Annotated in this window: 11 protein-coding genes; 10 read left to right on the forward strand and 1 reads right to left on the reverse strand. The window is 71.7% G+C overall.

Features of this window, described 5'->3' with window-relative positions; genetic code table 11:
* Positions 1–16: 16 nt before the first annotated feature.
* From OH802_RS10455 to OH802_RS10500, 10 genes are all read left to right on the forward strand, one after another.
* Positions 17–775, forward strand: coding sequence for an SDR family NAD(P)-dependent oxidoreductase (locus tag OH802_RS10455; protein ID WP_406027600.1), 759 nt, complete (start codon positions 17–19; stop codon positions 773–775).
* Entirely contained in the window at positions 772–1,908 is a 1,137-nt protein-coding gene (locus OH802_RS10460) for an aldose 1-epimerase family protein (RefSeq protein ID WP_406027602.1), read from the forward strand. The genes OH802_RS10455 and OH802_RS10460 overlap by 4 nt, the downstream gene beginning before the upstream one ends.
* A 36-nt stretch (positions 1,909–1,944) precedes the next feature.
* The gene (locus OH802_RS10465) at positions 1,945–3,165 is read left to right on the forward strand and encodes a CaiB/BaiF CoA transferase family protein (protein ID WP_406027604.1); all 1,221 of its coding nucleotides are present in this window, start codon (positions 1,945–1,947) and stop codon (positions 3,163–3,165) included.
* Positions 3,162–4,301 (forward strand): hypothetical protein, encoded by a 1,140-nt coding sequence (locus OH802_RS10470; RefSeq protein WP_406027606.1) that lies wholly within the window; start codon positions 3,162–3,164, stop codon positions 4,299–4,301. The genes OH802_RS10465 and OH802_RS10470 overlap by 4 nt, the downstream gene beginning before the upstream one ends.
* Positions 4,298–5,086: an enoyl-CoA hydratase/isomerase family protein gene (locus OH802_RS10475; RefSeq protein WP_406027608.1), complete on the forward strand. Its 789-nt coding sequence runs from the start codon at positions 4,298–4,300 to the stop codon at positions 5,084–5,086. Before OH802_RS10470 ends, OH802_RS10475 begins: the two co-directional genes overlap by 4 nt.
* 14 nt (positions 5,087–5,100) lie before the next feature.
* Positions 5,101–6,288, forward strand: coding sequence for a fumarylacetoacetate hydrolase family protein (locus OH802_RS10480; protein ID WP_406027610.1), 1,188 nt, complete (start codon positions 5,101–5,103; stop codon positions 6,286–6,288).
* Complete coding sequence (locus tag OH802_RS10485) at positions 6,285–7,463, forward strand: aldehyde dehydrogenase family protein (RefSeq protein ID WP_406027612.1); 1,179 nt, start codon at positions 6,285–6,287, stop codon at positions 7,461–7,463. The genes OH802_RS10480 and OH802_RS10485 overlap by 4 nt, the downstream gene beginning before the upstream one ends.
* Positions 7,464–7,787 (forward strand): hypothetical protein, encoded by a 324-nt coding sequence (locus tag OH802_RS10490; RefSeq protein WP_406027614.1) that lies wholly within the window; start codon positions 7,464–7,466, stop codon positions 7,785–7,787.
* A 169-nt stretch (positions 7,788–7,956) separates the two neighbouring features.
* The gene (locus OH802_RS10495) at positions 7,957–9,135 is read left to right on the forward strand and encodes a CaiB/BaiF CoA transferase family protein (RefSeq protein ID WP_406027616.1); all 1,179 of its coding nucleotides are present in this window, start codon (positions 7,957–7,959) and stop codon (positions 9,133–9,135) included.
* A 76-nt stretch (positions 9,136–9,211) separates the two neighbouring features.
* Positions 9,212–10,231 carry a LacI family DNA-binding transcriptional regulator gene (locus OH802_RS10500; protein WP_406027618.1) on the forward strand — a complete coding sequence of 340 codons (1,020 nt, stop codon included), beginning with the start codon at positions 9,212–9,214 and terminating at the stop codon, positions 10,229–10,231.
* 41 nt (positions 10,232–10,272) lie between these two features.
* Here OH802_RS10500 and OH802_RS10505 read toward each other — a convergent pair whose 3' ends face one another.
* Positions 10,273–13,038: a glycosyl hydrolase family 95 catalytic domain-containing protein gene (locus tag OH802_RS10505; protein ID WP_406027620.1), complete on the reverse strand. Its 2,766-nt coding sequence runs from the start codon at positions 13,036–13,038 to the stop codon at positions 10,273–10,275.
* Positions 13,039–13,124: the final 86 nt, after the last annotated feature.

Genomic DNA, 13,124 nt, shown 5'->3' on the forward strand with positions numbered 1-13,124 from the left:
CGAAAGGACCAGCCAGATGACGTCCCAGACCCCGACCCGCGGTTGTGCCGTGGTGACCGGAGCTGGTGGCTCCCTCGGCCGCGCCAGCGCCGTACGCCTCGGGCAGGAGGGCTTCTCGCTCGCCCTGCTCGACCTGGCGGGTGACGCGCTGACCACCACGGCGGCCGAGGTCGAGGCGACGGGAGTCCGGCAGGTCACCCTGCCCGTGGACGTCCGCGACGCCGATGCCCTGGTCGCCGCCCTGGAGGAGGCCGAGCGCGAGCTGGGGCCGCTCGAGGTGCTGCTCAACAACGCGGCGATCTATCCGGCCACGCCGTTCCTGGACATCCCGGTCAGCGAGTACGACGACGTGGTGGCGGTCAACCAGCGGGCCTACTTCGTCGCCGCCCAGTCAGCGGCCCGGCTGATGGCGCCGCGGGGGAGCGGCTCGATCGTCAACATCGGCTCGATCACCTTCTCCGGCGGCTGGGACAAGCTCGCCAGCTATGTCTCGACCAAGGGAGCGGCGGTGGCGCTGACCCGTGCGCTCGCGCGCGAGCTCGGCCCGCAGGGCATCCGCGTCAACGCGGTGGCCCCGGGTGCCTTCCCGACCAAGGCCGAGGAGATCCACGAGGACCCCGAGGCCTACACGGCCCACGTGCTGGACCACCAGTCCCTCAAACGGCGCGGCTGCCCCGCCGAGCTGGCGGCGGTGGTCGCCTTCCTGGTCGGGCCCGACGCGTCCTTCATGACCGGGCAGACCCTGAACGTCGACGGCGGATGGAACATGCAATGAGCGATCTCGACAAGCTGGACATCTTCGGACACCGACTCACGCCGCGGGAGCTGCGCGAGCGCACCGGCGACACCGAGTCCGTCGCAGGAGTGCGCCAGGTCGTCCTCGACAACGGTTCCGAGCGCGGCGTACGCGCGGTGCAGCTGCGCACCTCGGCCGGGCTCGAGCTCGAGGTGCTGGTCGACCGGGCACTCGACCTCGGCGCGGCCAGGCTGCGGGGCGTCCCCTTCGGCTGGCGCAGCGGCAACGGCTTCCGCCATCCGGGCTTGCACGAGCACCACGACGAGGGCGGTCTGTCCTGGCTGCGCGCCCTCGACGGCCTGCTGGTCTCCGGCGGCCTCGACCACACCCTCTTCGGCGGCGATGTCGACGCGACGGCGTACAACTATCCGCCGAAGCAGACGGTCAACCACGGCCTGCACGGCAGGCTCACCGCGATCCCCGGCCGCCTGCTCGAAGCCCGCGAGGTGTGGGACGGCGAGCGTTGTGTGCTGCTGGTGCGAGGCGAGGTCGTCCAGGCGACGTCCTTCGGTGAGCACCTGCGCCTGACCCGCACGATCGAGGCCGACTTCGACGGGCTCGAGATCCGCCTCCACGACGTCGTCGACAACCTCGGCTTCGACCCGACGCCGCACATGTTCCTCTACCACCTCAACTTCGGCTGGCCACTGGTCGATGGGGGCACCGAGTTCGTCGCGGCGATCAGCGAGACGCCGTGGTGCTCCGACTCGGTCGCCGAGCAGGGCGTCTCCTACCGCACCCTCCCCGAGCCGCAGCCGCGGTTCGTCGAGCAGGTCCACGAGCACACCCTCGTCGCCGAGGGCGACGGCCGGCACCGGGTCGCACTGGTCCGCGGCGACGAGACGCTCGGCGTGGAGGTCTCCTGGGACTCCGCCACGATGCCCCACTTCTTCGAGTGGCAGAACCTCCGCAGCGGCCAGTACGCCATCGGGCTGGAGCCGTCGACGCATGCGGTCGCCGGCGACGCCGCCGCCCGTGAGGACGGGTCGATGACCTGGCTCGAGCACGGCGACACCCGCAGCTACACCACCACGATCCGCGTGCTCGACGGCGCGGAGGACGTCCGGGCGGCCCGCGCCGCGATCCGCGCACTCGGCGACCAGCCCGACTGACCCGCCAACCCACCCAGGCAAGGAAGAGCCGAACCGATGACCACCACACCCCGCATCCTCGAGGGCTACCGCGTCCTCGACTGCTCGATCGCCATGGCCGGCCCGTTCGCCGCTCAGCGGCTGGGTGACCTGGGCGCCGACGTCGTCAAGGTCGAGCCGGTCACAGGCGAGTGGCAGCGCCACGCCGCGGCCGGCGGCGCCCAGGGCAACCAGATCAACGTCTCCTTCCTCTCCCTCAACCGCAACAAGCGCTCGCTGGCGGTCGACCTCAAGGCCGACGCCGGCAAGCAGGTGCTGCTGCGGATGGTCGAGACGGCCGACGTCTTTCTCCAGAACTACCGCCCAGGCGTGGCCGAACGGCTCGGCGTCGACTACGCGACGCTCTCGGCGATCAACCCGCGCCTGGTCTATGTCTCGATGTCCGGCTACGGCGAGGACGGCCCCGACGTCGACCAACCCGGGCAGGACCTGCTGCTGCAGGCCCGCAGCGGCGCGATGCTCTCGACCGGTCGCCACGGCGAGCCGCCCCAGCCGGCGGGGCAGTACCTCGTCGACGCGGTCACCGCCTCCACCGCGTTCGAGGCGGTCCTGGCGGCGCTGCTCCACCGCGAGCGTACGGGCGAGGGGCAGCTGGTGAAGGTGAACATGCTGGACGCGATCACCACCCTCCAGATGCAGGAGCTGTCGGTGTTCGTGGCCGGCAAGGTGCCCCAGCAGCGCAGCGCGGAGCCGCACGCGCACGTCTACATCCGGGCGCCCTACGGCACGTTCAAGACGGCGGACGGCTTCCTCGCCCTCGCCATGCCCGACCTGCCGACGCTGGGCAAGGTCATCGACGAGCCCGCGTTCGCCGAGATGAGCTCGGAGGTGCACGGCTGGACCCACCGAGACGAGGTCCATCGCCGCACTGCGGACCGGCTGGTGCTGCGTACGACGGCCGAGTGGCTCGACGCCCTCGGTGCGGCCGGCATCTGGTGCGGCCCGGTCCAGGATTACGCGGCCCTGGTCGAGGACCCGCAGATCAAGCACAACGGGACCTTTGTCGAGTACGACCACCCCACCGAGGGCCGGGTCACGACCCCAGGATTCCCGTACGCCTTCTCCCGCACGCCGGCCTCGATCGAGCGGGGCGCTCCCCTGGTCGGGGAGCACACCGGCGAGCTGCTCGCAGAGGCCGGCTTCACCGGCGAGGAGATCGCGGTGCTGACGGCCGACGGCGTGGTCGCCGAGACCCGTCCTGAGCAGCCGGTCCGATGACCCTGCCGACCTTTCGCGGCCTGACCTGGGATCACCCGCGCGGCCGGGACGCCTTGGTCGCGGCGGCCGAGGCGAGCGACCTGGACCTGACCTGGGACGTCCACCCGCTCAGCGGCTTCGAGTCCACCCCGATCGAGGAGATCGCCGCCGACTACGACCTCGTCGTCCTCGACCATCCCCACCTCGGCGACGCCCTCGCACACGGCTGCCTGCAGTCGTTCGACGACCTCGTCGGTCGCGAGCAGGTGGCGGCGTGGGCGGACGCGGCCGTGGGTCCCAGCCTGGCGTCGTACGTCATGGACGGACGGCTGTGGGCGGTGCCTCTCGACGCGGCGACGCAGGTCGCCGCGACGCGCGTGGACCTCGTGGATGTCGTGCCGCGGCTGTGGGCGGAGGTCGCCGCGCTGTCCCGGCGGGCGCCGGTCGCGCTGTCGGTCGCGGGCCCGCACGCGCTCCTGACCTTCACCTCTGTCTGCGTCGCACTGGGAGAGGAGCCAGGTGGCACCCAGCACTTCGTCTCCGATGAGGTCGGACGTCAGGCCCTCGATCTGATGGCCGACCTGGCTGCGCGGGCGCCGCGCCACACCCGGGACCTCGACCCGATCGGCCTGCTCGCCGAGATGACCGAGGGCGACACGATCGCCCACGTGCCGCTCGTCTACGGCTACGTCACCTACGCCGACACCACGCTCGACCGGCCGGTGCGCTTCACCGACGCGCCCACGCTGGCACCCGGTACGCGGCCCGGTTCGACCCTCGGCGGGACCGGCCTGGCGCTCACGACACGGTGCGAGGTCACGCCCGAGCTGCTCGACCACGTACGCCACCTCATGTCAGCGCCGGTGCAGCAGGACTTCATCCCGGCGCACGCCGGCCAGCCGTCCGCACGCGCCGCGTGGACCTCGCCGGCGGTGAACGAGCCGGTGGGCGACTTCTACCGCGGCACCCTGGAGACGGTCGAGCGGGCGTGGGTCCGGCCCCGTCATCCGGGCTACGTGACGTTCCAGACCGAGGCCGCCGAGGTCGTGCGCGAGGCCCTGTCCGGCTCGATCAGCACCGCCGCGGCCCTGTCTCGGATCGACGACTGCCATCTGGCCGCCCTCGGCCGTGCGAACCCGGAAGGAGCTGTCCGATGACCGCACCTGAGTCGACCTGCCCGGAGGTGCTGTTCGAGCAGCGCGGCCATGTCGGGGTGATCACCCTCAACCGGCCCGACAAGCTCAACGCCGTCACCCAGGAGATGTCGGATGCGCTCGTCGCGCTGGCGCGCTGGTGCAACGACGCCGACGAGATCCGGGTCGTGGTGCTCACCGGCGCCGGCGACCGCGCCTTCTGCGCGGGCTCGGACATCGCCGAGCTCGACAAGTACGCCAGCCCGTGGGCCTTCCGCAACCGGGAGGACTACTGCGACTCCCTCAAGGTGCTGCGCAAGCCGATCATCGCTGCGATCAACGGGTACGCCCTCGGCGGCGGCCTGGAGACCGCGCTGATCTGCGACATCCGGCTGGCGTCGACCACCGCGAAGCTCGCCGCCGCCGAGGTGAAGCTCGGCTGGATCGGTGGTGGAGGGATGTCGGCGTTGCTGGCCCGCTCGATCGGCCCCAGCAACGCGGCGGTGATGCTGATGACCGGCGATCCGATCGACGCGCAGCAGGCGCTCGCCTGGGGCCTGGTCAGCGAGGTGCTCGAGCCCGACGCCCTCCTGCCGCGAGCCCTCGAGCTCGCCGAGACCATCGCGAGCCGCGCGCCCATCGCCGTCGAGACCGCCAAGGCCAACCTGGCCGCCGCCGCCAACATGCCACTGGAGCAGGCGGTCACCTACGAGCGCGACATCCAGACCGTCTGCTTCGCGACCGCCGACGCCGCCGAGGGCCGCGCGGCGTTCGCCGAGAAGCGCGCACCCCGATTCGTCCGAGCCTGACCGGAGGACCACCGATGACCCTCACCACCGACTGGGCGCCCGACCTGGCCGCCACACTGCCCACCGATGGCGCCGCCCCGACGCTCGTGGGGCGTGTCTGGGACCCGCAGGCAGGAGGACCGAGCGTTGTCGTGGTGCGTGATGGCACGGCGTACGACGTGAGCGGGACGTTCCCGACGGTGCGCGACCTCTGCGAGCAGACCGACCCCGTCGCCGCGCTGGCCGGTGTGCTCGGCGAGCCGCTGGCCACGGTGGCCGACCTGCTCGCCAACACGCCGCCGGAGGGCCGCGACGCCGCCCGTCCCTGGCTGCTCGCGCCGGTCGACCTGCAGGCGGTCAAGGCCGCCGGGGTGACCTTCGTGGTCTCGATGCTGGAGCGGCTCATCGAGGAACGCGCTCGGGGTGAGGCCGACGCCGCGGCCACGGTGCGTGCCGAGATCACCGCGGCGATCGGCGGCGGGCTCGACGAGCTGGTCCCCGGCTCGCCGGAGGCGCAGCGGCTCAAGGAGGTGCTGCGCGAGCGCGGCATGTGGAGCCAGTACCTCGAGGTCGGCATCGGACCCGACGCCGAGATCTTCACCAAGGCCCAGCCACTGTCCGCGGTCGGTACCGCCACCGAGGTCGGGGTGCTGGCCGCGTCGCGCTGGAACAACCCCGAGCCGGAGGTGGCGCTGGTCGTCGCCTCCGACGGCCGGATCGTCGGCGCCACCCTCGGCAACGACGTCAACCTGCGTGACGTCGAGGGCCGCTCGGCGCTCCTGCTGCCCAAGGCCAAGGACAACAACGCCGCCTGTGCCATCGGCCCGTTCGTACGGCTCTTCGACGACGGCTTCACCCTCGACCACGTGCGCGCGATGACCGTCTCGCTCGAGGTGCGCGGCGAGGACGACTTCGAGATGGTGGGCACCTCGTCGATGCGCGCGATCAGCCGCGACCCCGCGGATCTGGTGCGCCAGCTGGTCGGCCCACACCACCAGTACCCCGACGGGGCCGTGCTGCTGCTCGGCACCATGTTCGCGCCCTCCGACGACCGGGACGAGCCCGGCATGGGGTTCACCCACCACTCGGGTGACGTCGTCCGGATCTCCGCGCCCGAGCTCGGCACCCTCGTCAACCGTGTCAGGGCGAGCGAGGAGTGCGCGTCGTGGGACTTCGGCGTCGCCGACCTGATGCGCAACCTCGCCGGAAGGAACCTGCTGTGACCGTCCTGTCGTCCCGAAACCCCGCCACCGGCGAGGAGACCCCGACCGGTCTGCGAGCCACCAGCACCGAGGAGGTCGACCGGGTCGTCACGGAGGCGCAGGCCGCTGTGGCGGCCCTGGCAGCGCTGGGTCGCGAGGGCCGTGCCCGCCTGCTCGAAGCGATGGCCGACCGGCTCGAGGAGAGCCGCGCCCGGCTCGTCGAGACCGCGATGTCGGAGACCGGGCTGCCCAGACCTCGCCTCGAGGGCGAGGTCGGCCGCACCACCTTCCAGCTGCGCCTCTTCGCCGAGGCCGTCAGGGAGGGCAGCTTCCTCGAGGCCGCGATCGACCACGCCGCCCAGACGCCGCTCGGGCCGGCCCCCGACGTACGCCGCATGCTCGTGCCGCTCGGCCCGGTCGCCGTCTTCGGGGCCAGCAACTTCCCGCTCGCCTTCTCGGTGCCGGGCGGCGACACCGCGTCCGCGGTCGCGGCCGGGTGTCCGGTCGTGGTCAAGGCGCACGAGTCGCACCCGCTGACCTCCCAGCTCGCCTTCGACGCGCTGCGTGCCGGGGTCGAGGACCTCGGGCTGCCGCCCGGCACGGTCGGCCTGGTCCACGGTCGAGAGGCCGGGGCCGACCTGGTCGTCCACCCGCTCATCAAGGCGGTCGGCTTCACGGGCTCGCCCGCCGGCGGCCGGGCGTTGCTCGACCAGGTCAACGCCCGCCCCGAGCCGATCCCGTTCTACGGCGAGCTCGGCAGCCTCAACCCGCTCGTGGTCACCCCCGGCGGCGCGTCGGCTCGCGGGGCAGCCATCGCCGAGGGTCTCGCCGCGTCGATCACCGGGTCGGCCGGGCAGCTGTGCACCAAGCCGGGACTGGTGTTCGTGCCGGCCGGGGACGCTGGTGACGAGCTGGTCGACGAACTGGCGGCGATCCTGGCCGAGTCGGTCGCGCAGCCGCTGCTCAACGTCGGCATCGCCAGCTCCTACCGCGAGATCCTCGGCCGGCTCGGGTCGGCGCCCGGCGTCACCGCCGCCGTGACGGCGAGGCGGCAGAGCGAGCCCGCATGGGCCGCCGCGGGACTCCTGGTGACCAGCTCGACGGGACTCCCGGAGATCCTCGAGGAGTGCTTCGGCCCCGCCGCCGTCGTGGTGAGGTACGCCGACGAGGCCGACCTCGTCACCGCGTTGAGGTAGGTGCCCGGATCGCTCACCGCGTCCATCCACTCCGAGCCCGACGAGTCCGTGCTGACCCGGCGACTGGTCGAGGCGGTCGCCCCGATCGCCGGCCGTCTGGTCTTCAACGGCTTCCCCACCGGCGTACGTGTCTCGTGGGCGCAGCATCACGGCGGACCGTGGCCGTCCACCAACACCCTGCACACCTCGGTCGGCGTCACCGCCGTGCGCCGGTTCCTGCGCCCGATGGTGTGGCAGGACGCGCCGCAGGAGCTGTTGCCCGAGGAGCTGCGCGACGGACACACCGGCACGCCGCGTCGCGTGGACGGCACGCTGCGCCCCTGACCCCAGCCGAGGCGTCAGCCGCGTCGGCCGAGAGGTCAGCCGCGTCGGCCGAGTCGGCAGCGCCCTGCCAGCTCGGCCGACGCAGGCGACGCCTCGGCACTTCTTGCTCTCCATGCGGGCGGAGCCGTACTATTGCGCAAACGATTGATCGCGCGATGGGGGAGTGGCGATGCAACCGGAGGATCTGCCTCTCGCCGGGACCGTGGTCCTGGACTTCAGCCAGTTCCTGGCGGGTCCGGTCGCAGCGCTTCGGCTGGCGGATCTGGGCGCGCGGGTGATCAAGGTCGAGCGGCCCCACACCGGCGAGATCGGTCGGACGCTCGCGTTCGCAGGTCGCTCGGCGGCGGGGGACACGCTCTCGTTCCATGCGATGAACCGCAACAAGGAGGCGGTCGTCGCCGACCTCAAGGACCCGGCGGACCTGGTTCGGGTGAAGGACCTCGTCGCTCGCGCCGACGTCCTCATCGAGAACTTCCGGCCCGGGGTCATGGAGCGCATCGGCCTCGACTACGCGAGCGTGCGCGAGCTCAACCCGGGGCTCGTCTATGCGAGCGCCTCGGGCTACGGCGACACCGGACCCTGGGTGAGCCGACCCGGTCAGGACCTCCTGGCTCAAGCGGTGTCCGGGGTGACTTGGCTGGCAGGTGCGGACCGCCCGATGACGGTCGGGCTCTCCCTCGCGGACCACCTGATGAGCTGCCACCTCGCCGAAGGCGTGACCGCACTGCTCGTACGCCGGGCCAGGACCGGCCGGGGCGGGCTCGTGGAGACCAGCCTGCTCGAGGGCATGCTGGACCTGCAGGCGACGCTTCTGACGCGACCCGAGGGCGAGGATCTGGCGGGCTCGCCTCGTCCGATGTCCGCCTGGACCCCGACCGGGATCTTCGCCACCAAGGACGGCTACGTCGCGCTGTCCGGAGCGCCCCTCGACCGGCTCGCGACCACGCTGGGCGACGCCGAGCTGACCCAGCTCGCGGCCACCGGAGCCTGGGAGAAGCACTCCGACCGGGTGAACGACCTGATCGCCGCAGCTCTGGGACGTGACACCACGGCCGCCTGGCTGGACGCGCTGCCTGCGCAGGACGGGTCGAACGGGTGGCTGGCTCCGGTGCTCACTCTCGAGGAGCTGCTCGCCTCACCGGAGTTCGCCGCGCTCGAGATGACCCAGGAGGTCGAGCGCTCGGCCCTGGAGCCGGGCGGCACACCGGTGACCCTGAAGACCACGCGCAGCCCCATCCGCGTCGACGGCGAGATCCTCCGCCATCGTCGGGGCGCACCCCGGCTCGGCGAGCACGGCATCCTGCGCCACGGAGCCGACCCGCTCGGGGGTGAACCGCATGGCCGGTGACGGCCAATCGGCTCCTGCCACGCCGGAGTCGCCGAGTCCCAAGCCGCCGCTGCCGGGCAGAGCTAGGCTGCGGCCCATGGCCACCCTCGGCGATGTCGCAGCCCTTGCCGGTGTCTCGATCTCCGCTGTCTCGCGGGTGCTCAGCGACGCGCCGTCGGCTCGGGTGAGCGAGGCGACCCGTGAGCGGATCGTGCAGGCGGCCAAGGACCTGCACTACCGCCCCAACTTCGCCGGTCGTGCCCTGAAGTCGGCGCGAACCCAGGTGGTCGGTCTGGTGGTGCCCGACCTGACCAACGCCCTGTTCACCGAGCTCATGCACGGCGCCGAGGACGAGGCCGCCGCGAGGGGCTACACCCTGCTGCTCGGCCGCGCCGACGACGTACGTCCCGGCGGCGAGATGATCGCCCGACTCATCGGCGAGGGACGTGTGGACGGCATGGTCATCCAGGTGGGCGACGGTGTCGCGCCGGCGGGGATGGGGGAGCTGTTGGCCTCGGGCGCTCCGATCGTGCTGATCAACTCCACCTACCCGGGACACGTCGGCTCGGTCGCTCTCGACGACCGCACCGGTGCCCGGATCGCCACCCAGCACCTGATCGACCTCGGCCACGAGAGGATCGCCTTCGCCAACGGCCTTCCCCGGTCGTTCACGGCGAAGCGACGCCGGGTGGGCTACAAGGAGGCCCTCCTCGGCGCCGGGCTGCCGGTCCGTCAGGACTACGAGACCCGGGTCGGCTACACCGCCGACAACGGCCGCACCGCCCTGCGGCGGCTGATGGAGCGGGATCCTAGGCCCACCGGGATCGTGGTCGCCAACGTCAACGCCGCCATCGGTCTCCTCGCGGCCGCCCGAGCCGACGGGATCCGCGTCCCCGAGGACCTGTCCGTGGCCACCGTGCACGACTCCTGGACCGCTGAGAACACCTGGCCACCGCTGACCGCGGTCAAGATGCAGTTCTACGACATGGGCCGTGCGGCCGTACGCAGCGTTGTCCGCCGCATCGAGACCGGTGAGATGGCTGACGAGATGATCACCGACCCCGCCCCCGAGCTCATCGTGCGGGAGTCCACCGCGCCACCGCGCCGGGCCGTCTGAGAACTCGGGCGCCCAGTCTCAGACGGCCCAGCCGCGGGGGCTCAGGGCTCCCGTACGAACGTGACGTAGCTGGATCCGCCCTGTCCAGAGACCCCCGAGTTGCTGCCGAGCGTGAGCGTGCCGGCCGCCACCTCCTTCCGGAAGAGCACCAGCTGCCGATCGGTGGTGCCCACCGTCGCCGACGTGCGGGTCCAACGGCCGTGGGTGAGCCACCGCGGCCACCACACGTTCTCGCCACGGTCGTCGAACGCGACCCACACCGTGGTGGGCTCGGAGATCTCCAGGGTTAGGTACTCGTCGGAGACGACCTTGGAGTCGTCGTTGGCGCCCCTCACCATGATCGTCCCGGCGAGCTCGTCCGGCAGGTCGCTGAGCACGTACGCGCGATCCACGTAGATCGGCGCACCTTCCTGCGCGCGCAACATGGCCCGGAGTTTGCTCGGGGCGAGCACGCTCACGGTGTCGCTGACGACCTGGGGCGTGCTCGTCGCGACCCCGTACGTCCTGGAGCCCAGCTCCAGCGGGGCCTGGGCGGCAGAGCCGCCGAGGGGGACGAAGCGATAGCTCGCGCCGGCCGGCGCGATCCGGTAGGACGCGCCCTCTGTGGATGCGAACCGAAGGACGCCTCCTGAGCCGTGCTCGACGAGCCGGCCGCGAGCGTCCCGCACCTCGACCCGCTGGCCGGGCCACGGGTTCGCCACCTCGATCCGGTCCTGGCTTCCGGCCTCGATGCCGACGAGCGTGGGTCCACCGTTCCGGATCTCGACGTCGACCCGGTGCCCGCCCGGGATCTGGACGGCGCCGGTCACGCTCCAGTCATCCGGGATCGCGGGCGCGATCCGTACCGTGCCGTGGTCATCCTGCACGAGGGCGTCCTGGACGGTGGAGGCCACGACCGCGTTCCAGGTGTCGTAGAAGCCGCCTCCGCGCAGCGGGTCATGGTTCTTGCTGTGTGCGGCGAAGCCGTTGTCGAAGACCTGGAAGTCGCTCGTGCCCTGCTCGAGCAGGTCGACCATGTCGTCGGCGCGGTGCAGCCATGCGGCCTGCTGGGCGTCCGAGGCCCACTCCCGGGTCTGGTCGAACACGCGCGTCGCGAAGGTGTCGTGGGCGATCTGGTCCTCTGCGCCGACCAGTCGCCACGGCCAGATCGCCTCGAGGTCGGGGTTCTGGGTGTTGTGGTCCTCCTCGTCGGTCGCGGACCAGGCGATCACCTCCTTGCCGTCGCGGACCGTCGTCGGCAGCTCGGGCAGCCGGGGGATCGCCGCCTCGATCTGCTCGGCGAGGCGCAGGTTCCCGTGCTCCTTCGTGACCTCGGCCAGGAACGGGAAGATCGTGCGCATGCCCGCCACGTCGGGCGTCGGGTCGGTCGTGTCCCACTGCGTCTCCAGTGCGTTGACGTGGTGCAGGTGCAGCCGCCCGTCGTCGCCCTCCTCCAGGACCGAGAGGTAGAACTCGGCGACGCCCTCGAGCAGCGGATAGGCACGGTCCAGGAGCTTGCGGTCGCCGGTGTAGTCAGACTGGAGACGGACGTTCTCGACCAGCTCGGCCCCGGTCGAGAGGATGCGGTTGAGCCATGACGGCTCCATCGCGCTCACGCATGCTTCGGCGGTGCCGTCGTACACCAGGAACTCGGGGACGCAGATCCCGTCGGCCTCCGGCCAGTTCGTCTTCGTCCACGCCTTCATCTCCTCGATCCTGTCGAGGTAGAGGTCGAAGTACGGGGCGTTCTGGTCGGCGGTGTCGGCGCCCAGATTCGCCCACACCGGCTGCCTGAGGTTGAAGTGCCACCATGCGTCCGAGGACCAGTGGATGTCGTCGCGGTACGACGACCAGAGGCTGGTCACCCCGCCGTGGCTGGCCGGCACCGCGCCGCCGCTGGAGGCCTTCGCGACGTAGAGCTGCATCGCCCGGAGTGCCTCGAAGTAGCGGGCGGACCCGTCGGGGTTGTCCAGGCGCATCGGTGCCGCGCCCTCCCAGTAGCGGTGCCACTCATCCAGGTGGTCCTGCTGCGGGTGCGACGGAAGCCGGGTGGCGGTCGCGGCCGCGCGGGCCACGTCCTCGCCGGCCCAGGATGGGACGCCAAGCACGATGCGGAAGCTCCCGTCAGCACCCGGGCGGAAGCTCAGCCGTACGCCGAGCTCGTCGACGACCTCGGCCTGCACATCGCGTGCCTGGGCGGTCAGTGCGGCCAGCTGTCCGGTGGAGCGGGCATTCGACTCGTCGGTGAACGTCTCCGCGACGACGGCCGTGTCACCGTGGGCCCATACGGTCGGCGTACGGCCCTCCCACAGGCCGAGCTCGGCGGTCTGCTGCTTATCGGGGTCGGCACCGTCCACCTCGACGATGAGCTGGTCGGAGTCGGCGCGCACGTAGCTGCGCACCGTCATGCCGTTGCCGCGCTGGGTGAGCGTCGCGTCGTGCAACGAGAGGCGACCGCGATAGTCCTCGGCGGAGGAGAGGCCGTAGAGGCCGGGCAGCACCAGCTGGCCGGCCGACTTCAGCTCCGGAAAGGTGTCGCCACGATTCAGCTGAGCGGTCCAGCCGTTGGCTGCCCAGACGCCGGCGCCGAGCTCGCCGTTGGCGAGCGGCACTGCCTGATCGGCGCGCCAGGGTGCCGTGGCAAGGACGAGGTCGGAGCGCGACAGCAGGTCGGCGGTGTCGACTCGGAGGGCGTCGTGGAGCCAGGCGGAGGTGGTTCGCGACGCCGCGGGCATCCCGTCGGCCGCATTCGCGGGGGACGCGGCGAACAGGGTCGCCAGCATCGTCAGCAGTGTCGTCAAGGTGACCAGGGAACGAGTGGTACGCATGGTCCTTCTTCCCGAGCCGGCTCGCCGTCGGGTGGGTGTCGGCTCGCAGTGAGATCAATCGTTTGACTTGCTCAATCGTTTGAGTG

Source organism: Nocardioides sp. NBC_00850 (assembly GCF_045207335.1).
Lineage (GTDB): Bacteria > Actinomycetota > Actinomycetes > Propionibacteriales > Nocardioidaceae > Nocardioides.